This is a genomic window from Variovorax sp. LjRoot84, from assembly GCF_964254305.1.
In the GTDB taxonomy this organism is placed as follows: domain Bacteria; phylum Pseudomonadota; class Gammaproteobacteria; order Burkholderiales; family Burkholderiaceae_C; genus Variovorax.
The window spans coordinates 277,522-301,664 of the sequence record NZ_CAXUTE020000003.1; the positions used below are offsets into that span (position 1 = coordinate 277,522).

The 24,143-nt window shown below is 62.7% G+C and carries 21 protein-coding genes and 1 pseudogene; 11 read left to right on the plus strand and 11 right to left on the minus strand.

From position 1 onward, the window contains the following. Nucleotides 1-740: 740 nt before the first annotated feature. From ACSQ9I_RS39665 to ACSQ9I_RS39690, 6 genes are read left to right on the plus strand one after another with little or no spacing between them, the layout of a single operon-like run. Entirely contained in the window at nt 741-1,979 is a 1,239-nt protein-coding gene (locus ACSQ9I_RS39665) for an ABC transporter substrate-binding protein (protein ID WP_436317369.1), read from the plus strand. A 22-nt stretch (nt 1,980-2,001) separates the two neighbouring features. Beyond that, entirely contained in the window at nt 2,002-2,883 is an 882-nt protein-coding gene (locus ACSQ9I_RS39670) for a branched-chain amino acid ABC transporter permease (RefSeq protein ID WP_436317370.1), read from the plus strand. 22 nt (nt 2,884-2,905) lie between these two features. Continuing rightward, nucleotides 2,906-3,910 carry a branched-chain amino acid ABC transporter permease gene (locus ACSQ9I_RS39675; RefSeq protein WP_436317371.1) on the plus strand — a complete coding sequence of 335 codons (1,005 nt, stop codon included), beginning with the start codon at nt 2,906-2,908 and terminating at the stop codon, nt 3,908-3,910. Continuing rightward, nucleotides 3,907-4,677 (plus strand): ABC transporter ATP-binding protein, encoded by a 771-nt coding sequence (locus tag ACSQ9I_RS39680; protein WP_436291241.1) that lies wholly within the window; start codon nt 3,907-3,909, stop codon nt 4,675-4,677. Before ACSQ9I_RS39675 ends, ACSQ9I_RS39680 begins: the two co-directional genes overlap by 4 nt. 30 nt (nt 4,678-4,707) lie before the next feature. Next, a complete protein-coding gene (locus tag ACSQ9I_RS39685; RefSeq protein ID WP_436291240.1) occupies nt 4,708-5,409 on the plus strand; it encodes an ABC transporter ATP-binding protein in 702 nt (233 codons plus the stop codon). Nucleotides 5,410-5,432: 23 nt separating this feature from the next. Further along, nucleotides 5,433-6,521, plus strand: a complete 1,089-nt coding sequence (locus tag ACSQ9I_RS39690) for a phenylacetaldoxime dehydratase family protein (RefSeq protein ID WP_436317372.1) — start codon at nt 5,433-5,435, stop codon at nt 6,519-6,521. Between the two features lie 158 nt (nt 6,522-6,679). Here the strand turns inward: ACSQ9I_RS39690 and ACSQ9I_RS39695 are convergent, their stop codons facing one another. The 4 genes from ACSQ9I_RS39695 to ACSQ9I_RS39710 form a co-directional block, all read right to left on the minus strand. Then, the gene (locus tag ACSQ9I_RS39695; RefSeq protein ID WP_436317373.1) at nt 6,680-7,621 is read right to left on the minus strand and encodes a LysR family transcriptional regulator; all 942 of its coding nucleotides are present in this window, start codon (nt 7,619-7,621) and stop codon (nt 6,680-6,682) included. A 273-nt stretch (nt 7,622-7,894) separates the two neighbouring features. Next, entirely contained in the window at nt 7,895-8,707 is an 813-nt protein-coding gene (locus ACSQ9I_RS39700; protein WP_436317560.1) for an ABC transporter ATP-binding protein, read from the minus strand. A 41-nt stretch (nt 8,708-8,748) separates the two neighbouring features. Next, complete coding sequence (gene ntrB, locus ACSQ9I_RS39705; protein ID WP_436317374.1) at nt 8,749-9,558, minus strand: nitrate ABC transporter permease; 810 nt, start codon at nt 9,556-9,558, stop codon at nt 8,749-8,751. Nucleotides 9,559-9,596: 38 nt separating this feature from the next. Continuing rightward, nucleotides 9,597-10,949 (minus strand): CmpA/NrtA family ABC transporter substrate-binding protein, encoded by a 1,353-nt coding sequence (locus tag ACSQ9I_RS39710; protein WP_436317375.1) that lies wholly within the window; start codon nt 10,947-10,949, stop codon nt 9,597-9,599. Nucleotides 10,950-11,278: 329 nt separating this feature from the next. Here ACSQ9I_RS39710 and ACSQ9I_RS39715 point away from each other — a divergent pair, with 329 nt between their 5' ends. The 3 genes from ACSQ9I_RS39715 to ACSQ9I_RS39725 all read left to right on the plus strand — a co-directional run bounded on the left by ACSQ9I_RS39715 (nt 11,279) and on the right by ACSQ9I_RS39725 (nt 13,857). Beyond that, nucleotides 11,279-12,319 carry a carbon-nitrogen hydrolase family protein gene (locus tag ACSQ9I_RS39715; RefSeq protein ID WP_436317376.1) on the plus strand — a complete coding sequence of 347 codons (1,041 nt, stop codon included), beginning with the start codon at nt 11,279-11,281 and terminating at the stop codon, nt 12,317-12,319. Nucleotides 12,320-12,431: 112 nt separating this feature from the next. Then, nucleotides 12,432-13,379: a molybdopterin-dependent oxidoreductase gene (locus tag ACSQ9I_RS39720; protein WP_436317377.1), complete on the plus strand. Its 948-nt coding sequence runs from the start codon at nt 12,432-12,434 to the stop codon at nt 13,377-13,379. Between the two features lie 67 nt (nt 13,380-13,446). After that, nucleotides 13,447-13,857 carry a GFA family protein gene (locus tag ACSQ9I_RS39725; protein ID WP_436317378.1) on the plus strand — a complete coding sequence of 137 codons (411 nt, stop codon included), beginning with the start codon at nt 13,447-13,449 and terminating at the stop codon, nt 13,855-13,857. Between the two features lie 624 nt (nt 13,858-14,481). Here the strand turns inward: ACSQ9I_RS39725 and ACSQ9I_RS39730 are convergent. From ACSQ9I_RS39730 to ACSQ9I_RS39740, 3 genes are all read right to left on the minus strand, one after another. Beyond that, a complete protein-coding gene (locus tag ACSQ9I_RS39730; protein WP_436311868.1) occupies nt 14,482-15,594 on the minus strand; it encodes an IS5 family transposase in 1,113 nt (370 codons plus the stop codon). Between the two features lie 199 nt (nt 15,595-15,793). Further along, nucleotides 15,794-17,455, minus strand: a complete 1,662-nt coding sequence (locus ACSQ9I_RS39735) for a GMC family oxidoreductase (protein ID WP_436317379.1) — start codon at nt 17,453-17,455, stop codon at nt 15,794-15,796. 89 nt (nt 17,456-17,544) lie between these two features. Next, the gene (locus tag ACSQ9I_RS39740) at nt 17,545-19,056 is read right to left on the minus strand and encodes a CoA-acylating methylmalonate-semialdehyde dehydrogenase (RefSeq protein ID WP_436317380.1); all 1,512 of its coding nucleotides are present in this window, start codon (nt 19,054-19,056) and stop codon (nt 17,545-17,547) included. 95 nt (nt 19,057-19,151) lie between these two features. Between ACSQ9I_RS39740 and ACSQ9I_RS39745 the strand changes: the two genes are divergently transcribed. Next, nucleotides 19,152-20,069 carry a LysR family transcriptional regulator gene (locus tag ACSQ9I_RS39745; protein ID WP_436317381.1) on the plus strand — a complete coding sequence of 306 codons (918 nt, stop codon included), beginning with the start codon at nt 19,152-19,154 and terminating at the stop codon, nt 20,067-20,069. Nucleotides 20,070-20,178: 109 nt separating this feature from the next. Here the strand turns inward: ACSQ9I_RS39745 and ACSQ9I_RS39750 are convergent, their stop codons facing one another. Next, nucleotides 20,179-20,985 (minus strand): AraC family transcriptional regulator, encoded by an 807-nt coding sequence (locus ACSQ9I_RS39750; RefSeq protein ID WP_436317382.1) that lies wholly within the window; start codon nt 20,983-20,985, stop codon nt 20,179-20,181. Nucleotides 20,986-21,079: 94 nt separating this feature from the next. On the opposite strand from ACSQ9I_RS39750, the gene ACSQ9I_RS39755 reads away from it, so the two are divergent. Continuing rightward, nucleotides 21,080-22,369: a YbfB/YjiJ family MFS transporter gene (locus ACSQ9I_RS39755; protein ID WP_436317383.1), complete on the plus strand. Its 1,290-nt coding sequence runs from the start codon at nt 21,080-21,082 to the stop codon at nt 22,367-22,369. Nucleotides 22,370-22,376: 7 nt separating this feature from the next. On the opposite strand, the pseudogene ACSQ9I_RS39760 reads toward ACSQ9I_RS39755, so the two are convergent. From ACSQ9I_RS39760 to ACSQ9I_RS39770, 3 genes and pseudogenes are all read right to left on the minus strand, one after another. After that, nucleotides 22,377-22,704 (minus strand): annotated as a pseudogene (locus ACSQ9I_RS39760) (aspartate aminotransferase family protein); the annotation flags it as partial. 55 nt (nt 22,705-22,759) lie between these two features. Beyond that, the gene (locus ACSQ9I_RS39765) at nt 22,760-23,443 is read right to left on the minus strand and encodes an ABC transporter ATP-binding protein (protein ID WP_436317384.1); all 684 of its coding nucleotides are present in this window, start codon (nt 23,441-23,443) and stop codon (nt 22,760-22,762) included. 1 nt (nt 23,444) lies between these two features. Continuing rightward, nucleotides 23,445-24,131, minus strand: a complete 687-nt coding sequence (locus tag ACSQ9I_RS39770; protein WP_436317385.1) for an ABC transporter ATP-binding protein — start codon at nt 24,129-24,131, stop codon at nt 23,445-23,447. Nucleotides 24,132-24,143 lie beyond the last annotated feature (12 nt).

Consider the following 24,143-nt stretch of genomic DNA (forward strand, 5'->3'; position numbering starts at 1 on the left):
GAATGCGAAGGTCCACGAGCTCGCCCGGCAATCCGTACCACAATGCGCAGGCCGAGCGCTCTACGTGGAGATCTTTCCCCCCCGAAGTTCGCTACTCCGGCATGGCAATCGGCTACACGCTCGGGACGATCATTGGTAATGCTACGGCGCCCGTCATTAGGACCTATCTTCTCGGCACGACAGGTAGCTGGCATGCTGCCTGCGACGAACATGCAGGTGGTCGATCGACCTCAGCTCGGCTGACGTCGAATTCTTGAACGTCACGTTCACACAACCGCGCGGAGGCACTTGGCGAACTCACTCCGGCGCGCCGCAAGTGCTGCGGGGAGGGCGGGCAGATCAATTCCCCAGCGCGAGAACGAAGCGATTGACAGGGACTCCGCCGCACCTTCGATCGCCGGCCACCCTCGGGTCCGAGTAGGTAGTCCGCCTCGCTGCCCTTGGGGAGTGCTTGCGATGATCGATCTGACGTCTTGCGGGCGCGATACACCCGGAGTGAAAGCGAGTTGCGGAATTCGCCGGTGAGCGTGTCCAGGTCCTGATTGACCTCGATGAAGTCGCCGGGCGTCGCCCGATCGGGCCCGGACCAAAGCGCAAGTCCGAACAGGCTCCCTCTCGCTCTGAGCTGGCGCTGTATCGCTTGGCCGTTTGCTGCACGTGTCATTGCGCAGATTCACATTGCGTGCAGCCTGTGCGGCCAACATACTGCGACGCCGCGCTCGATTGCTGACGCGGAGAGGATGGGCCTCTCCATTGTGGCATTCGGCGAAAACGCTGGAGAAGACATGCTCGCAAAATCTCTGAGGTTCCTGTTCCTGGTAGCAGGCGTGCTGTCCGCTGCTACAGCGCAAGTCTCGGCCCAACCCATCAAGGTCGGCGTCCCAATGATTCTTTCGGGGGCGGGCGCCCAGTTCGGCGCCCCGATTCTGGATGGTGCGCGCCTGTATGCAGATCAGGTGAACGCCAGTGGCGGCGTGCTTGGCCGCAAGATTGAACTGGTGCCGCGCGACACGAAGTCCCGCCCGGAGGAAGCCGTGCGGGTGGCCCGGGAGCTGATCCTGCGCGACAAGGTGAATTTTCTCGTCGGCACCTTTACTTCGGCCGAGGGAACGGCGATCTCGCAGGTCGCAAAGGAGAACGAGATCGTTACGATCGTTCCGGGGCCCAAGACTGACCGCCTGACCGCGCCGGATCAGCTGCATCCCTACATCTTCCGCACTTCCGGAAACACGACCACCGAGGGCCGAGTGGCGGCGGAGATCGTCGCCTCGATGAAGGTCAAGCGAGTAGGGACAATCGCTCCGGATTTTGCCTATGGCCGTGACGCGGTGACGGCCTTTGCCGCGCATCTTCGCAAGCTGGTGCCCGATGTGCAGATCGTGGACCAACAATGGCCAAAGCTCAACGAGTCCGACTACACGGCCTTCGTCACCGCACAGCTTGCAGCGAAGCCAGAGGCAGTGTTCTCGGTAATCTGTTGCGGCAACTTCGATGCTTTCGCCAAGCAGGCCAGCGCGCTTGGCTACTTCAAGCAGCTTGGGCCGCGCCTGGTAGCCGTCGGCGAGGCGGGATCCGTGGAGATGTTGAAAGCGCTGCGTGACGAATATCCGCTAGGCATCTGGGGTAACACCTACGACGCCGACAACTGGGAGTCACCGCCGGCGCACAAGGCATACCTCTCACGCGTGCGCGAGGTCACCAAGCAGGCCGTTCCTTCTTCATGGGTCATCCAGGGCTATATCTCCATGCAGTTCCTGGTCGAGGCGATCAAGAAGGCCAACTCAGTCGATGCCGTGAAGGTTTCAGCGGCCATGAAGGGATTGACCATCGCTTCGCCGCAAGGGCCGATCACGATGCGCGCCAAGGATCAGCAGGCCGATCGGGCGCATCTATGGGGCCAAGCGGCCAAGGTCGCCGGCTCGGAGACCCCGGTTCTCACCAACATCCGCAGCATCGCCGTCGGCGGCCTGATGGACTAGTCAGCCGGATGCGGGAGAAGCCATGGACCTCTCTTTTGTTCCGGCACAGCTGGTCAGTGGACTGACGACGGCCATGACGCTGTTCGTCACGGCCTCAGGCCTGTCGCTCATCTTCGGTGTGATGGGGATTCTCAACTTCGCGCATGGCAGTCTGTTCATGCTTGGCGCTTTCCTGCTCGCCTCGCTGGCGCGGCTGCTTGGCGCCTCGGGCGTCGGCTTCGTGGCCGCGCTGTTCATCGCATCGGTCGCGGTGGGGGTGATCGGGGCAGCCCTAGAACGCTGGCTCATCTCACGTCTTTACGGCAAGGAGGAGCTGTTTCAGCTGCTCTTCACCTATTCGCTGGTCCTGGTGCTGGCCGACTGCGTCCGGATGGTGTGGGGAGTCAACCAGCAATCCGTGATGCGACCGGCGATGCTGTCCGGATCCTTCGAACTCGCTGGTGCGACACTTTCCCACTACAACCTGCTGCTCATTGGCGTGGGTTTCGCCATCGTGCTCGGCCTGTGGTTCCTGCTGCATCGCACCCGCATCGGGGAGCTGATCCGCGCTGCGTCGCAGGATCGAGAAATGCTGTTGATGCTCGGCAAGAACGTGCGCTGGATTCAGACCGGCGTCTTCGCGCTCGGGGCCTTCCTCGCCGGCTTGTCGGGTGCGCTGATGGCGCCGCTGGTGTCGGTGGTTCCAGGCATGGACTCCGAGATCATCATCGTACTGTTCATCATCGTGGTGATCGGCGGGCTTGGCTCACTGGCCGGCACGCTTGTGGGTTCGCTCGTCTACGGCGTCGCCTACTCATTCACCGTGTACTTCTTCCCTCAGCTTGCCCTGTTCGTTGTCGCAGCCCTCATGGTGATCACCCTCACCTTGCGCCCGCAGGGCCTGCTCGGTCGGCGGATTGGCTAGTGCTCCCGCAGATAGGTGCATCATGAAGAGTCATATTGAAGCCACGCTCGCGCTGATCCTGTTTCCTTTGGCGCTCGGCATCGGCATCTTCGGCTCCCGCCTCTGGCTGAACTTTGGCGCCGAGGTGGCGATCTGGGCATTGTTCGCCGTCAGTCTGAATCTCCTGGTTGGCTTTGGCGGCATGGTGTCGTTCGGCCATGCCGCCTACTTTGGCCTCGGCGCCTATGGCGCGGGGCTCGCCGCCATGCGCTGGGGCATCGGGCTCGTTCCGGCCACATTGATCGGCATGGGCTTGGCGGCACTCTTCGCGTTGCTGTTCGGCATGCTGTGCGTGCGGCGATCGAAGGTCTATTTTGCGATGTTGACACTCGCATTCAGCCAGCTGGTGTGGGCGGTGGCCTTCCGATGGAACGACCTCACCGGCGGTGATCAGGGGATCAATGGCTTGCCGATGCCGCAGTTCGGGAACCTGCTGGGGTGGACCAATCAACGCTGGTTCTACTGGATCTGCCTCGTCCTGCTGTGCGCCGTCCTGTACCTGTTGTATCGTCTGGCGCGCTCTCCATTCGGCACCCTTCTCAATGCGGCGAAGCTCAACCCGGAGCGGGTGCAGTTCCTCGGTACCTCGGTGCCGAGGGTGCAGCTGGTGGCCTTCGTGATCGCCGGTGCGCTGGCGGGACTCGCTGGCTCGCTGTTCGCCTTCCATACCAGGGGACTGTTTCCCGACTATCTGTTCTGGACAAAGGGTGCCGAGGCGCTGAACATGGTCGTTCTGGGCGGCATGAATCAGTTGCTCGGACCGGTGCTCGGAGCCGCCACACTGCTGTTCATCAATCAGGAGGCTACCGCCTTCACCGAGTACTGGTCCGCAGTGACCGGTGTGATGCTTGGTGCGCTGATCCTCTTCGCACCCGGGGGGCTTGCGGGCGGTCTGCAGCGATTGTTCGAGCTAACCAAGCGCAGGGGTGCACGCAAAGCCGGCCAATCCGTGCCCGATCTTGAAGCCGATCTCCGGAGGCCTCAATGAGCGTGCTGATCGAGATCGAGGGCCTGAGCAAGACCTTCAGCGGCTTCAAGGCACTGAGCGATGTGGGTTTTGCCATCCCCGAAGGCAAGATCACGGCGGTGATTGGGCCGAACGGCGCTGGGAAGTCGACCTTGTTCAATCTCATCACGGGCAAGCTTGTGCCCACCAGCGGGGCAATCCGACTTCGGGGCCGCGATATCACCACGCTGCCACCGGAGGCGCGGGTACGCAGCGGGTTCGGCAGGACTTTCCAGCGCACCAGTGTTTTCGGTGAAATGAGCGTGCGGGAGAATCTTCGGACCGCGCTGTTGTGCCAGGGGCGTCACGTCTGGTCGTTCTGGCGCGCGGCAACTGCTTTCTTCGAGTCGGACGTCCAGGCGCTCGCGTCTCGCTTCGAGCTCGGCGACGCGTTGGATCTGCAGGCCAAGACCATGTCGCACGGCGATCAGAAGCAGCTCGAGCTGGCCATGGCCGTCGCCCAAACGCCCAAGGTGCTGTTGCTGGACGAGCCTCTGGCAGGAATGTCGCCGGTGGAAACACGAACAGCCGTCGCAGCCATCGTCGACGAAGTTCGCCAGCGCGGCATCACGCTCCTGTTCACTGAACATGACATCGATGTTGTGTTCGAGATTGCCGACGTGATCGTGGTGCTGGACAAAGGGCGCTTGATCGCCAGTGGGCCAGCGGCGCAGATCCGTGCCGATGCGAGGGTGCAGGCTGTCTATCTCGGCCAGAGCGACGCGCTCGAGGCGCCGGCACTGCAGTGACCAACAGGCCTTCTCCGAACCTATCCGACCATGGAACCAATCCTTGAAGTTCTTGCGCTGAAGGCTGGCTATGGCTCCAGCCAAATTCTCTTTGACATCACATTCAATGTCTATGACGGTGAATGCGTCTGCCTGCTCGGCCGTAACGGGATGGGCAAGACGACCACGATGCGCAGCGTGCTCGGCCTGACACGCCGCCTCGGTGGCAGCGTGCGCTTCCGCGGTCGCGATCTCGGCCGAGCTTCGGGCTTCGAGGTTGCCAGGCTGGGCATCAGCCTCGTCCCAGAGGACCGACGCATCTTCGCTGATCTGACCGTCGAGGAGAATCTGCGAGTTGCGGATGCGCGCGGAGAATGGACGCTGTCACGCGTCTATGCGCTCTTTCCCGAGCTTCAGGAGTTCGCGACTCGCAAAGGCGGGCTGCTGTCGGGTGGACAGCAGCAGATGCTGACCATTGCGCGTTCGCTAATGACATCCCCCCGCCTCCTGCTGCTCGACGAGCCGTCGGAAGGAATCGCCCCCATCGTCGTGCAGCGGCTGCGCGACCAGATCCGGGAACTCAAGCGGTCTGGGCTGACCCTGGTGCTGGCCGAGCAGAGCCTGGCATTCTGCCTGGCAGTGTCTGACCGGGTCGTTGTGCTTGAGAAAGGACACGTGCGCTACAGCGGAACAACCTCCGCATTCTCGAGCGATGCTGCATTGCAGAAGCGGCTGCTTGGCGTAGGGCACTGATTCACACTACCGAAGAAAACCATATGACAGCAAAGATCACCGAGAACGCGCCGGCGGAAGCCTACGGCCCCTCAGATCGCCGATTCCCCTTGCGCAAGCGCGAGGGATTCGTTCCCCAAGTGCAGCGCTGGTCCTTCCAACTGCCGCCCGACTGCATGCAGATGCGCGTGGGGTTCCTGGCGGTGCAAGGCCTGGACGATGCAGCGCTCGAGCAAAGCGCCTTCTTTCGATGGGCACAGAGTGCGCTGTCGCATGCTGCCGGGCCGACGACCTTTGATCACGCTCGCTTCACCGACGCGCAGGGATTGCGCAATCACGTGATCGCAGCCTACTGGGTTGACGAGCGTCGGTTCGAACGCTGGCGCTCTGACGACGTGCTGCAGTCGTGGTGGGCCTCGAATGAGCGTCTGCACGACAAGACGGGCGTGTGGCGCGAGATACTGCGCGTGCCGCGTGAACGCCAGGAGAGCATCTACTGGCGGGACTATCCGGCAGGCCTGATGTCGAGCGACGAGGTGGCGATCTATCCGACCCCTTACTGTGGCTACTACGGTGCGATGCGCGATCGCATTCCGCTGGCCGCGCGTGATCCCCTGGATGCGCCGGAAGACTCCGGGCTTGTTGAGCGGACCGGGCGTGCTGGGTACGGCGAACGCTGGCGTATCACCCCGCCTCACAATCTGGCCGTGATCCGCTCAGCCAATACGTGGGGACGCATGGACGAGGAGCAACTGGCCGACTACGAGAAGAACCTCAGGCAGCCGCTGGACAACGGCATGGCCTACTTGCGCGAATCACCGTTGCCTACCGGATGTGCCTCGTTGCGCATGCAGCGCAAGTTCGACACGCAGGGGCGCCCACTGCCCGAGGAGCATGCGCTCGGGCATTTTCTTTCGCTACGCCACATGGAGGCTTGGGCGGAGAACCACGCGACGCATGCGGCAATCTTCAAAGCCGCGATATCTCGCTACAAGCGCTACGGCACGGACAATCAGCTGCGTACCTGGCATGAGGTCTATGTGCTTCCGGCCGGCGATCAGCTCTTCGAGTACATCCATTGCGGCCCGGAAACCGGTCTGCTGCGATGGTTCGACGGCGAGCGTGTGGGCTGAGAAAGCCTGTTTCGCGGCGCCGGGGGCTTGCGCCACGCGAGCGGGCAGCACGTGGGGGAAAGTCCGCGGGGCAACAAACCGGGCGCGGTCCTGAGGACCCCGTTGCCGATGCTGCATTCTGCGTGCCCCACACACGAGGCCAGATGCGGGCGCGTCGGCTAGCCGCGCGGCTTCACGTCGGGGGGGCCGTTGAGCCATTCTTGCTTCGACTCAAAGAGCCGCTGCAGGTAATCAGTGACGGCCCGGATTCGGGCGGAGTATTGGAGATCATGGTGCACGCTCACCCAGAGCGTTCGCATCACCCTCGCCGTATCGGCTAGCACCGGCACCAGCGTTTCCTCTTTCACGACGGAGAACTTGGGAAGCAACACCAGGCCCAGCCCAGAGGCTGCGGCGGCCATCTGCGCCAGCATGCTGTTGGACTGGAAGCTCATCTGAGGTCTTGTGATCAGTTCATCGAGCCAGCGTACGGCGTCGAGCTGGATCAGGTCGTCCAGATAGCCCACGAACTGATGTTTCGGAAGGTCGGACAGCCCCGCGGGTGTTCCGTGGTTCTCGAGATAACTCGGCGACGCATACAGGTACAGCGCGAAGGAGCCCGCTGTCTCGCATGCCAATCCTTGCCCGATCGGTTTGAAAAAGCTGACGAAGACGTCGGCTTCCCTGCGACTGACATTGACGATGGAGGGGGAGGTCACGAGTTCCACCCGCAGCTTGGCGTACTTGCGCAGCAGCGACGCGAGTTGGCGAGCCACGAAGGTGGTACCGATACCCTCCATCATGGCGATGCGCACGCTGCCCGATGGCTCTCTGTCGGTTCCGCCGAGCTCCTCCTGCAGCGACAGGACTGCGCGCTCCATGTTCTCGGCCTGAAGCGCGAGGACATGAGCCAGCTCGGTAGGCTTGAGTCCGGCGCGGCGACGTTCGAACAGGGGACCGCCCAAGCACAGCTCCAACTGCGACAGCCGGCGGCTGACCGTGGAGTGATCGATGTGGAGCTGCCTGGCCGCCTGGGACAGGCTGCCGGTGCGGTTGATATGCAGGAACAGGCGCACATCGTCCCAATTGAGATTGGTGAGAGGTACCTTCTTGGTCGTCATGCAGCCTTCGTGGTCGTATGCAATGTTGCTCCTCTGGGCTTAGATATCAGTTTGTACAGTGATGCGCAATACAGAAGAACACTGCGCTTGAACCACGGTGGGAGTGGGAAAGCAATTTGCGTTCCGTCGCCAGCGGCGGTGTGCCACGGCATCGCTGGGCCATGGCGTTTGACGCATGGGCTGGCGCGCGAGGGGGCGAGCGGCCGTTTTCTTGGCGAAGAGGGGTTCTCAGCCCGAGGTTGAAGGTTGGGCTGGAGAACGGGGCGGAAAAATTCAGCCCGTGGGCTGCTCGACGTGCGCCTGGCGTCGGTACAGGAAGTCCATCAGTGCCCGCCTGCACTCTGCGTAGGTCGGGTCGGTGGCCAGGCTGACGCGGTCGCGTGGGCGTTCGATCGGGACGTCCAGGATCTCCCCGATGCGTGCCGCCGGACCATTGGTCATCATGACGATGCGGTCCGCAAGGAGCACTGCTTCGTCCACGTCATGCGTGACCATGACGACGGTGCTTTCGGTTTTCTCGACGATGCCGAGCAGCTCGTCTTGCAACTTGGCGCGCGTGAGCGCGTCGAGCGCACCGAACGGCTCGTCCATCAGCAGGACCTGCGGTTCCATCGACAGTGCCCTGGCGATGCCGACGCGCTGCTTCATGCCCCCTGAGATTTCGCTGGGCTTCTTGTGCGCGGCATGAGCCAGGCCGACCATCTCGAGCGCCGCCTCGGTGCGGCGATCGACCGCGGAAGCGGACTCCCCCCGAAACACGCTGCGCACGGCCATGCGCACGTTGTCGAAGCAGCTGAGCCACGGCAGGAGAGAATGGTTCTGGAAAACCATCGCGCGCCGAGGGCCCGGTCCACGGATGACCTCCCCATCGCACGAGACGGTTCCTGCGGTCGGGGATGCCAGGCCGGCGAGAAGATTGAGCAGCGTGGATTTGCCGCAACCGGAGTGGCCGATCAGGGCGACGAACTCGCCTCTGCGGATTTCCAGATTGATCTCGCTGAGCGCAGGAAATTCGCCCTTGGGCGTGCTGAAGGTCTGCTGCACACCGCAAACCCGCAGGAACCCAGGCGTCGCGCTCGAGGCCATCAGGGCAGTGGAGAAAGTTGGCCGCAACATCGTCTGACCTTTCATTCGCGAAAGCTCAGCTGCTTCATCAATGCGCCCAGCAACTGGTCGAGCACCAGGCCGACGATGCCGATCATCACGATGGCGACGATGATGCTGGAGATCTGCAAGTTGTTCCATTCGTTCCACACGAAGAAGCCGATCCCGCTCTGGCCCACCACCATCTCCGCCGCCACGATCACCAGCCAGGCGATACCGATCGAGATGCGCATGCCCGTGAGGATCATGGGAACTGCTGCCGGAAAGACGATCTTGCGAGCGCGTTCCAGTGGTGTGAGTCCGATGACGCGACCGACATTGGTCCAGTCCTGACGCACGCTCGCGGTGCTGTAGAGGGTGTTGATCAGTATGGGCCAGATTGAACAGATAAAGATGATGAAGATCGCCGAGGTGCCGCTGTCCTTCAGCGTATAGAGCGCGAGCGGCATCCAGGCCATGGGGGATACAGGCCGCAGCAACTGGATAAACGGATTCAGCGCCTGGCCCAGCCATGGAACCAGTCCCAGCAAGAAGCCCAAGGGCACGCCGACCAGCACAGCCAGGGCGTAGCCGCTGAACACGCGCCTGAGCGAGTCAAGCAGGTGCCAGGCGATGCCCAGGTCGTTCTCGCCGTTGCGGCGGAATGGATCTGCAAACAGTTCGCCGGCGCGCTTGAACACTTCCGTCGGGGCCGGAATGGCTGAGCGCTCGACGGATGCTCCGGGACTTTTTCCCATCAGCCTGTCGTACTCCGAAATCTCCGCCGGCGCACTGCCGCCTTCGCTGGAGGCGAGAGCCTGCCAGACTGCCAGCAAGAGCAGGCCGATCGCCAAGGTGGCCAACCACGAGCGTGAGGTCGAGCTCTGCATGATCACGTCCTGCTCAGTGACTTCAGATATTCGGCGGGGCGGTCGGAATCAAAACTCTTGCCCAAAATGGTTTCCTTGCGGAATCCGACCTCGGGTGCCCTGCCGCCGCGCTCCTCGATAAGGCGCTTTGCATCGGTGGCCAGCATGACCTGGCGGGCGAGACCCTTGTAGTCCAGATCCTCCTTGATCATGTTCCATCTGCGCATCTGGGTCAGAAGCCACACCGCGCTCGAGTAGTGAGGGAAGGGCTGAAAGTCGACGCGGCGCGGTAGGGTCTTCACGTTGCCAAGTCCATCGGCATACCTGCCGGTGAGGACCTGGTCCACGACCGTTTCGGGTTGGTTGAGATACTGGGGCTGGGAGAGGATCTTGGCCATCCCCGCGCGGTTGGCAGGCTCGGACACATGCAGGCTCGCCGCGATGATCGCGCGGTAGGCTGCCATGAAACTGTTCGGATGGGCCTTGATCCAGGCCTCGGTTGCTGTGACCGAGCAGCAAGGATGCTCCGGCCAGATCTCGCTTGAGACCAAGTGAATAAAACCTGCACCTTCGTACACGGCTCGCTGACCGCCCGGCTCGCCGCCGAAGAAGCCGTCGATGTTGCCCACGCGGAGGTTGGAGACGTACTCGGAAGGAGGAACGACGCGGTAGGACACGTCCCTGTCCGCATCCAGCCCCGCCGATGCGAGGTAGTGGCGCAGCTGGAGCATCTGGTGGGATTGCTCGAACGGCACGGCGAATCGGAAGCCCTTCCAGTTCTTCGGGTCGCGGTTGTCCTTGTGCTTCATCGCAAGGACCAGCGAATTGCCGTTCTGGTTGAGCACCGTCATCACCCGGGCCGGGATGGGAGCGCCGCCTATGCCGACGGACATGGCCAGCGCAACGGGCATCACCTGCTGGGAGATATCCAGTTCGCCGTTGACCATCTTGTCGCGGATCAGTGCGATTCCGGCGATCTTCTGCAAACTCAATTCAAGCCCCTCGCGCGGGAAAAGTCCGAGTTGCTCCGCATAGATCAACGGCGTCGCGCATGTGATGGGCAGGAATCCGACTGCGAGTCGCTTCTTCTCCGGCGCACCCTTGCGCTCCTGCGCGACAGCGGCAAGCTGGGTCAGGGGCGTGAGGGCCGTGAGTGCGGCCAGCGTCCCGGCCCGGCCCAGCGTCTTGACGAAGGCTCGGCGTAGGCTGCGCTCGGGAAAGAGGCCGTGCAGCATGCCCTCGGCCATAGCGCCGGCCAGCGCCTTGTCGGCATTCGCCGGCGTTCCTGCGAGGCACTCTTCGCTGTCACCATGCGTGCTGCCGCATGCGCAGAGGCCTGCGCTGGAAAGGCGAACGTACTCGTGAGATGGGTTCATAGTCCCTCCAAGCTGGGTTTTACGGAGCGGATCCGCGACATCGTGATGGTGAGCATGTTTCGTGCAAACGACCGCCAGGAAATTCGCAACCCTCTGTGCACAGATCCTCCATGGCGCGAGCGTGGGCGGCGCATTCACACGGAGCGCGCTGCTTGAATCGGCGGTCGCCATTCGGACGGACTTGGGTTGATTGGACGCACTTGAAAGGTTCAAGGACTTCGATCCAGTGGAGCCTGCAAAAACGCACCTCTCATTGCGTTTTTTGAGCATCTACGCCGCCGTACTGGCAACTATCCTGTGAGCCTCAGCAACGCAAGCGAGTACCTGTCATGAGTTCATTGCCCCGGGTGAAGGTTGCCGCCGCCCACGCAGCGCCGGTGCTGCTGGACAAGACCGCCACGACCGAAAAGGCGGTTTCCATCATCAAGGAGGCCGCGCTCCATGGCGCGCAGGTGATTGCGTTTCCAGAGACCTATATTCCGGCGTTCCCGGTCTGGGCGGCCCTGTGGGCGCCCATCTACAACCATGATCTGTTCGAGGCGATGGTCGAGAACAGCGTCTACGTGCCGGGGCCCGAGGTGGCCTTGATCGCCGCGGCGGCCAGGCGCTTCGGGGTCTGCGTGTCGATGGGCATCAGCGAACGCAGCACGGCCAGCGCCGGCTGCATCTGGAACTCGAACATCCTGATCGGCGAGACGGGCGAGTTGCTCAACCATCATCGCAAGCTGGTGCCGACCTTCTACGAGAAGCTGGTCTGGGCGCCCGGAGACGGCCAGGGACTTCGAGTCGCCGAGACACGTTTCGGGCGCATCGGCGGCTTGATCTGCGGCGAGAACACCAACCCGCTCGCACGCTACTCGCTCATGGCCCAAGCGGAGCAGATTCATGTATCCAGCTGGCCTCCGATGTGGCCCACGCGCAAGCCGTCGGGAGGCGGAAACTTCGACAACGTTGCGGCGAACCGCATTCGAGCGTCCGCTCATTCATTCGAGGCCAAAGCTTTCGGGATCATCTGCGCGAGCTTCATGGACAAGGCCATGCGTGATTTTCTGGTGGATCGTGATCCCGCCGTGGCGGAAGTGGTCGACGGCACTCCGCGCGGCGCATCGATGTTCGTGGACCCCACCGGCACGCAGATCGGGGACACGCTGCAGAACGAGGAGGGGATTGCTTATGCCGAGTTCGACCTGAACAAGTGCATTGAGCCGAAGCAGTTCCATGACGTGGTGGGGTACTACAACCGATTCGATATCTTCTCGCTTGGCGTCGAACGCCGCCGCCACGAGCCGGTTGTGTGGTCGGGGCAGTCCAGCCCCCAGTTCCCCCGCTTGCTTGACGATGAGTTGACGGTTGGGGTCCAGAATGAGTAGCTCCGCGTGCCTGCCACCGTTCCTGCCGCCACTTCCCGAAGGGGAGGAGCGTCGGTCGGTGGTCCACGGGGGGTCTCCCGGATTCCATCTGAAGCCGCCGCCTGATCCTGCGATGCTGCGCGACTTCATCACGTCCGATGCGCATCTCTTCGAGACGATCCACATGGGGTCCGTCGAGGTCGACGTCGAGCGCTGGCGACTGCAGGTGGACGGGTTGGTTCGCAGGCCTTTCTCGATCGGGCTGGAGGGCCTGAGGCGGCTGCCCACAGCCTCCGTCACCGCGTTCCACGAATGCTTCGGCAGTCCCCTGGTGCCGGCCAGCGGCAATCTCTTGCGGGTGGGCAACGTCCGATGGACGGGCGTGCGACTGGCGGTGCTGCTCGAGCAAGCGCAGCTCGAGACGGGTGCCACCCATGTCTGGTCGGACGGGCTCGACAGCGGCGAATTCGGCGGCCGCAAGATGAACCGGTATCGCAAGGATCTGCCGATCTCGAAGGCGCTGTCCCACGAGGTGCTTGTGGCTTACGAGATGAATGGCGCACCCCTGACGCGCGAGCGGGGCGGGCCGGTTCGGCTCATCGTGCCTGGCTGGTTCGGCACCAACATGACGAAGTGGCTGTGCAGGCTGTCGGTCCGGCGCCGGCGTGCGAGCGACCCCTTCACTACCGTCTGGTACAACCGTGACATGGAGCGCGGGGGAGCGGTGGTTCGCGAGCCGGTGTGGGAAGTCGAGCCCAATTCGCTGATCACCCAGCCCGCTCCCGGCGATACCATCTGCACGGACAAGGTGGAAGTCAAGGGCTGGGCTTGGAGCAACAACGGCGTCAGCGGCGTGGCTCTCAGCACCGATGGCGCAGCAACGTGGCAATCGGCCGAGGTCCGGCCCCGTCACGAATTCGAATGGCAGCAGTTCGCAGCGACGCTTCCGCTGCCGCGAAGGCCCAGCTCAGTGCGCATCATCGCGAGGGCCCGTGACGCCGATGGATCTATTCAGCCATTGAGCGGGGCGCGAAACACGGCCCATTCGGTCCAAATTGAGAGACGCCTGGCCAGCTCCTGAAGGGAGTGACGATGTCTTCGCAGCCCCGAACAGAATTGAACACCGCCGTCAAAGCTAGGAGGTCGATATGAATGCATCTTGTCTTTGTGGCGCGGTCGGCGACGAGGTGGATGGGTTTGCCGGCCCCATCATGCATTGTCACTGCGCGACATGTCGCAAGGCGCAGGCTGCGCCTTTCGCGACGACGGCACGCGCGGGTGGGAAGAGCTTCCGCTGGCTGAGCGGCGCCGACGAACTCGCATCGTTCGAGTCGACACTGCGGAAGCTGAGGCATTTCTGCACAAGCTTCGGTTCTGAACTGATGGATGAACGGGTGGCCCAGGCGCAAGTGATCGTGCATGCCGCGACATCGAGCTCGGATCCTGGCGTTCAACCCTCGGCACATACCTGGACTTCGCACGACGTGCCGTGGTGGTTAGCCTTCGACTACCCGCTGACCTCTTTCGCATGGGCCGTGCCGCCAAAGGCCGGTGGTTGAGGGGCGGTTCGATCCTCGAGGCCACGTTCTCTACAAGTCAGTCGGACGCGAATAGCATCGTGCGCGGTTCGCGATGCATTCGTAGCAGCAAGTGGAGGAAACATCCGTGAACGCACTCTGTATGGGACAGTCCACGTTGTCCGCCTTTGGCGGTCACGCATTCCCCAGGTTGCTGCGCGCTCTGTCGATGAATTCAGATCCCCGGACGCGATTGCGGAATGGGTCAAGAGAACTCTGAGCGAGCATTGAGGCGCGGGCGCAGCGGCAGCAACCCCGCGACTCAATGAGTGGCTCGCCTGCGTTACCCCTTGTCGCTGGCAACGGCGCGGTACTCCCCGACCAGATGACTGACCAACGTTGCCGCGGGAAGGCCGGGTGCTGATGGTGCGCCTTGGCGGCATCGTAGGCAGTCCTACCAGTTCTTCGGCGCCCTGATCGTGCTGGGCCTGCTGTACTGCCTCTGGTGGCACGCGAGGAGCTCCCATTAGCAGGGTGCGGAAATACTCCCCTTCAAAGCGAGTCCTCCCTGCCGGCCGAGGGTTCGCTTTTCACATGGTGCGTCAGGCAGGGTTTTTGCGAGCCGTTTTCTCTGATTTGAGGATGTTTTGCGCGCCTCTGGTTGCCTCAGAGCCCCTGCGGACGGATTTGTCCCAGCGAACGCATGCGCGTCAAGTTGTAGGCCGTCATCGTCAGCACGAACAGGTGGTCCACGCGCTTGAGTCCACGCACCATCACCTGACGAATTCCGCCCACCGTCTTGGCCCAGCCGAAGCCCTGCTCGATGAGTTTTCGTTTGCGCTGTGACAGCGCATAGCCTTCGCTCGCAGCGATGGCATCGGGCACCGCGGAGCGCCGCCCCGAAGTGTTCTGGGCTACGTGCGGTATCACGCCCATGTCCTGACATGCCTGGACGAACTCCTGCGCGTCGTAGCCCTTGTCTGCACCGAGTGTGACCTCGGTATCCGGACTCGCGGCCGCTTGACGGGCATCCTTGATCATGACCTTGGCCGCTTCGCGCTCGGCAAAGCCGTCAGCCTGTGTGACCATCGCGTTGGCGATCAGGCCATGGCGGTTGTCCGATAGGGTATGACCCATGTAGCGCAACTCGCTGGCGGTCTTGCCCTTGCGGTACAGACGCGCATCGCCATCGGTGCGCGAGGCGTGAGTGTCGTTGCTGCGGCTCTGGCCTTTGAAGCTGGTGCTACCCGTTGTGTTGTTGCCCGCATCATCGTCGCCGCCGTCCTTGCGCACAAAGCTCCTGTGGCTGGCCCACGCCTGAATAAGGGTGCCATCGACGCTGAAGTGCTCGCCCGACAGCCAGCCCTTGCGATCCGCGGTTTCGACGATGTGGTTGAACAGTTCGATGATCGCGTCGTGCGCGATCAGCCGTTCGCGGTTCTTGGTGAAGACGCTGGGCACCCAGACCGCATCGTCCATGGCCAAGCCAATGAACCAGCGATACAAGAGGTTGTACTGGGTCTGCTCCATGAGTTGACGCTCCGAGCGGACGCTGAAGAAGATCTGCAAGAGCATCGCGCGCAGCAGCTTCTCTGGTGCGATGCTGGGACGCCCGCCCTTGATGTCGGCCTCATACATGCCGGCGAATAGGTTGTCCATCTTGAGCAGCGCTTCATTGACCATCGCGCGGATCGGGCGCAGAGGATGATTCGCGGGTACGAAGTCCTCCAGGCGGCGCATCGTGAACAAGCTCTCGGTGAAGGTGTCGGCTCCGCGCATCGTCTGGGGTCTTGTCTTGCAACTGTCGGGGGATCAACTTCCAACGCTTGAGGGCCGTCGCACGCCGACCGGCGGGAGAGGTATTTCAGCACCCTGTTAGGCGGTTATGACGAACCGCATCCCTCAGCAGCATTCACCAAGCCAAAGGGCTCGAATGCGAACCAGCAATCCGCAGGGCGATCCGTCGAAGGTGCGCCGACTACGCTCCGGCCAGAATCCACGCAGCGGCTTTTTCCGCGATCATGAGCGTAGGACTGTTGGTGTTGCCGCTGGTGATGGTCGGCATTGCACCGGCATCTACCACGCGCAAACCGGCGACGCCCCGCACCCGAAGATGGCTGTCGACCACTGCCGTGGGGTCGTCCGCGCGCCCCATCTTGGTCGTTCCGACAGGGTGGAAGATGGTGCTAGCAATGTCACCGGCCAAACGCGCAAGGTCCTCGTCGCTCTGGTACTGCAGACCAGGCTTGAACTCCTGAGGCCGGTATCTGGCAAGCGCGGGCTGAGACACGATACGGCGCGTCACGCGCAAGCTGTCCGCTGCTACCCGGCGATCTTCCGGCGTGCTGAGATAATTAGGCGCGATCGCAGGTGCATCTCGATGGTCGGAGCTGCGGATCTTCACGGTCCCGCGGCTTGTAGGATTGAGGTTGCAAACGCTCGCGGTGAAAGCCGGAAATGCGTGCAACGGATCTCCGAAAGCTTCCAGGCTGAGCGGTTGAACGTGGTACTGAATATTTGGGCTCTGCTGGCTGGGATCGCTTCGGGTGAAGGCGCCGAGCTGCGATGGCGCCATGCTCATCGGCCCACTACGCTTGAACAAATATTCAAGCCCGATGCGAGCCTTGCCCGTGAGCGTCGAGGCCAGTACGTTGAGCGTGGGCGCATCCTGCACCTTATAGACCGCGCGGATCTGCAAGTGGTCCTGTAGATTGGCACCCACCCCGGGCAGATCGGCGATCACTTCGATGCCATGCTCGCGCAACAATGCACCCGGTCCGATCCCCGAAAGTTGCAACAGTTGCGGCGAGCCGATCGCCCCCGCGCACAACACCACCTGCTCGGCGGCCTTCACGGACACGCGCGTTCTGCCGTCCCAGACCTCCACACCGGTACAGCGCACGCTGCCATCAGGCTCGCGCTGCGTCAGCAGGCGCGTGACCTGCGCTTTAGTCCAGAGCTCAAAGTTGGGTCGACCGTAGCAGGTCGGCCGCAGGAAGGCTTTGGCAGTGTTCCAACGCCAACCCGCCTTCTGATTGACCTGGAAGTACCCCACGCCTTCGTTGTCGCCGCGGTTGAAGTCGGCCGTGGCGGGGATCCCAGCCTGCTGCGCCGCTTGCGCAAAGGCGTCCAGGATGTCCCAGCGCAGGCGCTGATTCTCCACCCGCCACTCGCCGCCATGTCCGTGGTACTTGGCGAAGGAGGCGTCGCTCTGGCTCGCGTTCTCCTTGTCGCCAAGGGAGTGGTTCTCATGGCGCTTGAAATCGGCTAGCACGTTGTCCCAGCGCCACGCATTGTCGCCGGTAACCTCAGCCCAGTGATCGTAGTCACGCGCTTGTCCGCGCATGTAGATCATCCCATTGATGCTTGAGCATCCTCCCAGCGCCTTGCCGCGGGGATAGCGCAGCTGGCGGCCATTGAGCCCGGGCTCGGCTTCGGTCTGGTAAAGCCAATCAGTGCGCGGGTTGCCAATGCAATAGAGGTAGCCTACCGGGATGTGGATCCAGTGGTAGTCATCCTTGCGCCCAGCTTCGATGAGCAGCACCCGTTTGTGCGGGTTGGCCGACAGCCGGTTTGCCATCAGGCATCCCGCCGTGCCGGCCCCGACGATGATGTAGTCGAACGCGATGTTGTCGCTCATGCTTGTCTGGATCTCTCTTGGAATTTCTTGTCGCGCTGCGATATATCCCGTCGCGAGGGGAAACATCGCAGTAGCAGCGCCTGGACGCTTTACTTCGCCGTTGGCATCACGAACTCGGCGCCCTTGGGCGTGCTCTCGGGCCAGCGCTGCATGATCGACTTCTGCTTGGTGTAGAAGCGCACGCCCTCTTCACCGTATGCATGCATGTCGCCGAACAGCGAGCGCTTCCAGCCGCCGAAGCCGTGCCAGGCCATGGGGACCGGGATCGGCACGTTGATGCCCACCATGCCCACCTGGATGCGGCGGCTGAACTCGCGCGCCACGTTGCCGTCACGCGTGAAGCAGGCCACGCCGTTGCCGAATTCGTGAGCGTTGATCACGTCGACCGCTTCCTTGAGGTCACGTACGCGCATGCAGCCCAGCACCGGGCCAAAGATTTCTTCCTTGTAGATGCGCATCTCGGGCTTGACATGATCAAACAGCGTGCCGCCCATCCAGAACCCTTCTTCACAACCGTTGCCGGCCTTTGCGCCATCGAAGTCGCGGCCGTCGACCAGCAGCTTCGCGCCTTCCTTCTGCCCGATGTCGATGTAGCCCGTGATGCGCTCGTGCGCGGCGCGCGTGACGATCGGGCCCATCTCGGCCGCGAGGTTCTCGCCGTCGAGCACCTTCAGCGTCTTCGTGCGCTCGATCAGCTTCGGCATGATCTTGTCTGCCGCGTCGCCCACCAGCACCGCGACGCTGATCGCCATGCAGCGCTCGCCGGCCGAGCCGTAGCCCGCGCCGATCAGCGCGTCGACGGCCTGGTCGATGTCGGCGTCGGGCATCACCACCATGTGGTTCTTGGCGCCGCCCAGCGCCTGCACGCGCTTGCCGTGACGCGCGCCGGTCTCGTAGATGTAGTTCGCGATCGGCGTGGAACCGACGAAGCTGATGGCCTTGACGTCGGGATGCTCGATCAGCGCGTCGACCGCTTCCTTGTCGCCCTGCACGACGTTGAACACGCCGTCGGGCAGGCCTGCTTCCTTGAACAGCTTGGCAATGAGCAGCGAAGGGCTCGGGTCGGTCGGGCTGGGCTTGAGGATGAAGGTGTTGCCCGCCGCGATCGCGACCGGGAACATCCACATCGGCACCATCACCGGGAAGTTGAAGGGCGTGATGCCGGCCACCACGCCGAGCGGCTGGCGCAGCGTCCAATTGTCGATGCCGGTGGAGACCTGGTCGGTGTAGTCGCCCTTGAGCAGCTGCGGGATGCCGCAGGCGAACTCGACGATGTCGATGCCGCGCGCCACCTCGCCCTGCGCGTCGGTGAAGACCTTACCGTGCTCGGCGGTGATGAGGTGGGCCAGCTCGTCCTTGTGCTCGTTGAGCAGCTCGAGGAACTTGAACATCACGCGCGCGCGGCGGATCGGCGGCGTGTCGGCCCACTTGGGGAAGGCCGCCTGCGCGGCAGCCACCGCCGTGGCGACGTCGGCACGATTGGACAGGGCGACGCGACCGGTGACGCAGCCGACAGCCGGGTTGGTCACGTCCTGGGTGCGAGCTGACGTACCTGCGACAACAGTACCGCCGACAAAGTGATTGATATTTGAAATACTCATGACTGCCTCCTAAGAGAACTGCAGTCTGACGAGATAGTTCGAAGAAATCCAATGAGAAGTACAGTAATCTGATATAAGTTTTTTAAATAATCGTCATGCCGGCCCGACCTCACCTTCCCATTGAGCCTCAGGCCCTGCGTGCCTTCACAGTTGTGGCACGCGAGGGCAACGTCTCGCGCGCAGCCGAGCGATTGCACCTGAGTCAACCTGCAGTGAGCCTGCAGCTCAAAGCCTTGGCTGGTGCCACGGGTCTCAAGCTTTTCCAACGCACGCCTCAGGGCATGGCCCTCACCCCTGACGGCGCCGCGCTGCTCCCGCTGGCTGACAAGGCGCTCGCCGGGCTGGGTGAGTTCGCCAGCGCCGCTGCCGCGCTGCACAACGCGGTGCGCGGACGCCTGCGTATCGGGACGATCCTGGACCCCGAATTCACACGCCTGGGGGCTTTTCTGCGCCAGATCGTCGAATCCAGCCCGCAGATCGACACGGTGCTGCACCAAGATATGAGCGGAGAGGTTCTGGCTCTCATCGACAGCGGCCGAATCGACGCTGGCTTTTTCCTCGACCTGCCCGACCACCCGGTAGGTGCCCCCTGGGCGCGCAAGGCACTCACGCGCTTCACTTATCGCGTGCTCGCGCCGGCGGGCTGGGGTCCACAGGTGCGCGGCAAGGACTGGAAAGCCCTGGCCGCGCTGCCCTGGTTGGCCACGCCACCGTCCAGTGTCCACAACCGCCTGCAGCAACGTGTGTTCGGCCCTGGATCGCTCACGGGCTTGGAACCTCGGCGTGTATCCATGGTGGACCAGGAGCCCTCGATGCTCGACCTGGTGCGCAGCGGAGTGGGCCTGTCGCTGGTGCGCGACTCGATCGCGATCCACGAGGCGCAGGCACGTGGCCTGTGCATTGCCGACCGCGTGTCGCTCGACTGCGAGCTGAGCTTCGTGTGCCGCGCCGAACGCACGGCAGAACCCGTCATTGCGGCGGCCTGGGCAGCGCTCGATGCGGTGTGGACCTAGGAGGCCGGGAAGAAACATCTGCGCATCCCGCTCCCTCTTTGTAGGCCGCGCCTCGGCCTGGAAAACAACGCTGTCGACGAGTTGGAACTCCTCACGTCGCAAGGCTGCGTCACCTGGCAACCCATTCGGTAGGACTACATCCCATCTCCTGCCGGAACATGAAGGTGAAAGCCGAAGTGGAAGCGTAGCCGAGCTCGAGGGCAACTGTTGTCACGCTGCGTCCCGCGCCCAACCATTCCAGCGCCCGGAAAAGTCGCAAGCGATGGCGCCAATCCCGCAAGGTGATTCCTACCTCCTTCTCGAAGCGCCGTGCAAGCGTTCTCGCAGAAGCACCCAGTTCGCTCCCCCATTCCTCCATGCCGCGTGAGTCACCGGGATTGGCATAGAGGGATTCACAGATCTTGCGCAATATGGTGCTTCGTGGCCAAGGCAGGTGGAAGTCCTGCACTTGCAAGCGATGCAGTTGCTCAACGATCAAGTCATTGATCTTCTCAATGTAGGCGGTCTTCTCGTGCCCTCGTTCAATCTCCTCCATTTCCACGACAAGCGCTCGGAGAAGCGGCGACACCCTGAGTACAGTGCAGGCCTTCGGCATGTCCAGAGGGGAGAGATCGGCCACATAGAGGTTTCGAAACTCGGCGCCATAAAAGGTGCCGACGGTATGCGATACCCCCGTGGGCACCCAAATAGCCTGCTCGGGGGTAATCACGTACCGCGAGCTCTCCACCGTCACGATCAAGGACCCGGCCTTGGCATACACGAACTGGTTCCATCGGTGCGTATGCTCCGGAAAGATCTGCCGTGGGGACAGGCTCTCTGATCGCAGGAAGACCGGCGCGGGCAGCGTGTCGATCTCCGGAACAGCCAGGGAACTCCAGCCGTCGGCCTGCTGCGTGCTCTTCGCTTTGCTTGTCATCTCATCGATACATGTAGTCTGCCCATCGAAAGACGGGCAAGACAATAGTTCATAGCATCCCGATTATTCGTTCACCAAACATTCAGCGAATCAGATGCAGTCATCCACCATCCCACCTTCAACAAGCAGTGAGCTCGATCGTTGGCGGGTCACCGCCGCGGGCATCAGTGCCCTTGTTCTGACCGTTGGCGTAGCGCGGTTCGCATACACCCCCCTTTTGCCGATCATGCGCAGTGAAGCGGGACTTTCGGGTCTGGCGGGGGGATGGTTGGCCACGTCGAACTACCTTGGCTATTTTGCTGGATTGTTGATCGCATCCACGCTCAGCAATCTGAACCACAAGTTTCACCTCTATCGGCTTGGTCTGGTGGTGGCCGTCCTCAGCACCGCCGGAATGGGAATGACCCAGGATTTCCGTCTTTGGGGCTTCCTCCGCTTCATCTCCGGGTTCTCAAGCACCGCGGGCCTGCTGCTCGCATCCGGGCTCGTCCTCAACTGGCTGATCCGGCACAACCAAAAGCCCCAGCTGGGACTGCACTTCACCGGGGTCGGGCTGGGAATCATCGTTTCCAGCTTGGTGCTGGCCGCATTGGCGGGCAGCTATTCATGGAGGTTTCAATGGATCACGCTGGGGTTGCTCGGAGCGGTGTTTTTCGTGCCCGCATGGTTCTGGCTCCCCGCCCCCCGGAGCATCAATGTTCGCACCCAGGTGCCAGTCCCTTGCGCACCCTCACCGCGCTGGATGTACCTGATGATCGCGGCTTACTTCTGCGCCGGGTTTGGCTATGTCGTCAGCGCAACGTTCATCGTTGCCATCCTCGAAAAACTGCCCATGCTGTCGGGTCGAGGAACCTGGATCTGGGGGCTCGTGGGTCTGGCAGCAGTGCCATCCTGCTTCCTTTGGGACCGGATCGCGCATGCGGTAGGTCAAGTTCCGGCACTGATCCTCGCCTATGGCCTGCAAACCATCTCGATCGCCTGGCCCGCCGTCAGCGACAGCGCCTGGACAAACATGTTCAGCGCCGTTCTCTATGGTGGCACGTTCGTCGGCATCGTGAGCCTGACCCTAGCGATCATCGGAAGACACTTTCCAGCGAATCCAGCCCGGGCCATGGCGCGCATGACACTCAGCTACGGCGTGGCTCAGATCGCAGCGCCAGCCATGGCGGGGTACATCGCGAGCGCCACCGGCAGTTATCGAGGCGCGCTCGTCGTTGCGGCGCTCGTCATGGGATTCGGGGTTCTGCTGCTTGTCGTCCTCGGCCGCGAAGACGCAAGAAAGATGAAACGGGCCGCGGCGGACACGAAAGACTTTCGATCGAATCCTAGAGTGACGTCACCTCCCACCAGCAATCGCGATTGCATTGGCAACACGATTTCGTGACTCGGCATCAACGCGTTTCGGTGAGTGCATCATGGAGGGCGGCCTCGACAAGGCCATCAATCTCCGGCCTTCTCCGCAATGAACGGTGGCGCGAGCTGGATCGAGTCTGCGCCCTGGCGAACATAGAAGCCCTTGCTCCAGCACGCCCTGGCAATGTCATAGGGTCGACGGCCCGGCGCGTCGGGCGTAGCCGCGATACCGATGCCGGCAGCCAATCCAAAGTTGCGGATATCAATGACGTGCTTCGCCTGGGCGAGGGAATGCACGGCATCTTCGAAGTATGGTGCAAGGGCCGCAGCGCGACCGACCATCTCTTCGTTCACAAGCACCATCAACGGGAAGTTGGCGTATGAAGAATAGCACCAGGTACCAGCACCCAGCGAGATTTGATCAGTGCGTCGGTGCACATTCCGCAGCGGTTGCGACGCGGCACTCGCCGCGTTCGAGGAACACGGTCTGGTCGGGCAGATCGCGCAGGAGGCTGCCGTTCGACTCGGTGACGAGCACGCAAACTTCCGGCGCCAGGGTGCGCAGTTTGCGCAGCGACTCCGCATATTGGTGGGCCAGTACCGGAGCGAGCCCCTGGAATGGCTCGTCGAGCAGAACCAAACTGCGGCCGACCATCAGCGCGCGGCCCAGGGCGGCCATCTTGCCTTGGCCGCCCGACAGCGCGGATCCGGAACGCGGCAGAAGATCCTTCAGTTGCGGCACGACCTCGACGGCTCGCTCCAGACTGCGGTCCACTTCCGCCCGCTTCACGCCGAGAAGTTCGCATGGCAAGCGCAGGTTCTCCTCGACCGTGAACGTGGGAAACATGACCCGATCCTCGGGGGCATAGCCGATCCCGATACGCGTACGTCCATGGGCGGGCACTTCGGACAGATCCTGACCGTTGAGTTCGATACGCCCCTCGTCGAGCGCAATCAGTCCCATGATCGTTCGCAGCAGGCTCGTCTTGCCGGCACCATTGCGCCCGACCACGGCGGTAAGCTGTCCCGCCCGGGATTCCGAGGTCACGCGTCGCAACACGGTGATTCCTGCGAGGCGGATACTGATTCCGCTTAACTTCAGCATGTCATTCTCCCAGCACGTTGGTACGGATCTCCGGATCGGCCAGCACTTGCTGCGGCGGGCCGTCCGCAGCGATGCGGCCGGAGATCCAGGCGGCGACGCGCGTTGCATAGCGCGCCACGACGTCCACGTCGTGCTCGACGAAGATCGTGGTGATCTTCTGCGCGTCGAGCGCAGCCATGATCGTGGACATCAGTGAATGCTTCTCCTCCGTCGAGACGCCGCTGGTGGGCTCGTCGAGGATCAACAGGGTGGGCTCCAGGACCATCGCCATGGCGATGTCCAACAGCTTGCGGTGGCCTTCGGGCAGCGCCTTGCACGGTTCGTCACCACGATCGCGCAGGCCAACCAGTTCGAGCACGTGGTCGACGGTCTTCGACGGCACTGACGTTTCCAACGCGCTCCAAATCCCCAGGCGCCCGGTCTTGCCGGCCGCGGCGATGCGGACGCAGTCACGCAGCGTGTGCTCCAGGAAGAGCTGCGGCAACTGGAAGGAGCGCACCATGCCCTTGCGGGCAATCGACCGAGGCGGCAGCGCCGTCACCTCTTCGCCGCGGAAGCGAACCACGCCGCTGCGTGGTTTGATGAGGCCGGTGCAGATGTTGATGAACGTCGTCTTGCCGGCTCCGTTCTGGCCGATGACCGCCAGCCTTTCGCCTTCACGCAGCTCGAAGTTGATGTTGTCGGCCACCACGATGGCGCC

Coding starts and splice junctions, on each gene's coding strand:
- ACSQ9I_RS39750 (WP_436317382.1), bottom strand. CDS start 20,985: ATGACAAGCAAAGCGAAGAGCACGCAGCAGGCCGACGGCTGGAGTTCC.
- ACSQ9I_RS39725 (WP_436317378.1), top strand. CDS start 13,447: ATGAATGCATCTTGTCTTTGTGGCGCGGTCGGCGACGAGGTGGATGGG.
- ACSQ9I_RS39675 (WP_436317371.1), top strand. CDS start 2,906: ATGAAGAGTCATATTGAAGCCACGCTCGCGCTGATCCTGTTTCCTTTG.
- ACSQ9I_RS39735 (WP_436317379.1), bottom strand. CDS start 17,455: ATGAGCGACAACATCGCGTTCGACTACATCATCGTCGGGGCCGGCACG.
- ACSQ9I_RS39665 (WP_436317369.1), top strand. CDS start 741: ATGGGCCTCTCCATTGTGGCATTCGGCGAAAACGCTGGAGAAGACATG.
- ACSQ9I_RS39695 (WP_436317373.1), bottom strand. CDS start 7,621: ATGACGACCAAGAAGGTACCTCTCACCAATCTCAATTGGGACGATGTG.
- ACSQ9I_RS39755 (WP_436317383.1), top strand. CDS start 21,080: ATGCAGTCATCCACCATCCCACCTTCAACAAGCAGTGAGCTCGATCGT.
- ACSQ9I_RS39680 (WP_436291241.1), top strand. CDS start 3,907: ATGAGCGTGCTGATCGAGATCGAGGGCCTGAGCAAGACCTTCAGCGGC.
- ACSQ9I_RS39715 (WP_436317376.1), top strand. CDS start 11,279: ATGAGTTCATTGCCCCGGGTGAAGGTTGCCGCCGCCCACGCAGCGCCG.
- ACSQ9I_RS39765 (WP_436317384.1), bottom strand. CDS start 23,443: ATGCTGAAGTTAAGCGGAATCAGTATCCGCCTCGCAGGAATCACCGTG.
- ACSQ9I_RS39710 (WP_436317375.1), bottom strand. CDS start 10,949: ATGAACCCATCTCACGAGTACGTTCGCCTTTCCAGCGCAGGCCTCTGC.
- ACSQ9I_RS39730 (WP_436311868.1), bottom strand. CDS start 15,594: ATGCGCGGAGCCGACACCTTCACCGAGAGCTTGTTCACGATGCGCCGC.
- ACSQ9I_RS39690 (WP_436317372.1), top strand. CDS start 5,433: ATGACAGCAAAGATCACCGAGAACGCGCCGGCGGAAGCCTACGGCCCC.
- ACSQ9I_RS39700 (WP_436317560.1), bottom strand. CDS start 8,707: ATGGCCTCGAGCGCGACGCCTGGGTTCCTGCGGGTTTGCGGTGTGCAG.
- ACSQ9I_RS39670 (WP_436317370.1), top strand. CDS start 2,002: ATGGACCTCTCTTTTGTTCCGGCACAGCTGGTCAGTGGACTGACGACG.
- ACSQ9I_RS39745 (WP_436317381.1), top strand. CDS start 19,152: ATGCCGGCCCGACCTCACCTTCCCATTGAGCCTCAGGCCCTGCGTGCC.
- ACSQ9I_RS39740 (WP_436317380.1), bottom strand. CDS start 19,056: ATGAGTATTTCAAATATCAATCACTTTGTCGGCGGTACTGTTGTCGCA.
- ACSQ9I_RS39720 (WP_436317377.1), top strand. CDS start 12,432: ATGCTGCGCGACTTCATCACGTCCGATGCGCATCTCTTCGAGACGATC.
- ACSQ9I_RS39685 (WP_436291240.1), top strand. CDS start 4,708: ATGGAACCAATCCTTGAAGTTCTTGCGCTGAAGGCTGGCTATGGCTCC.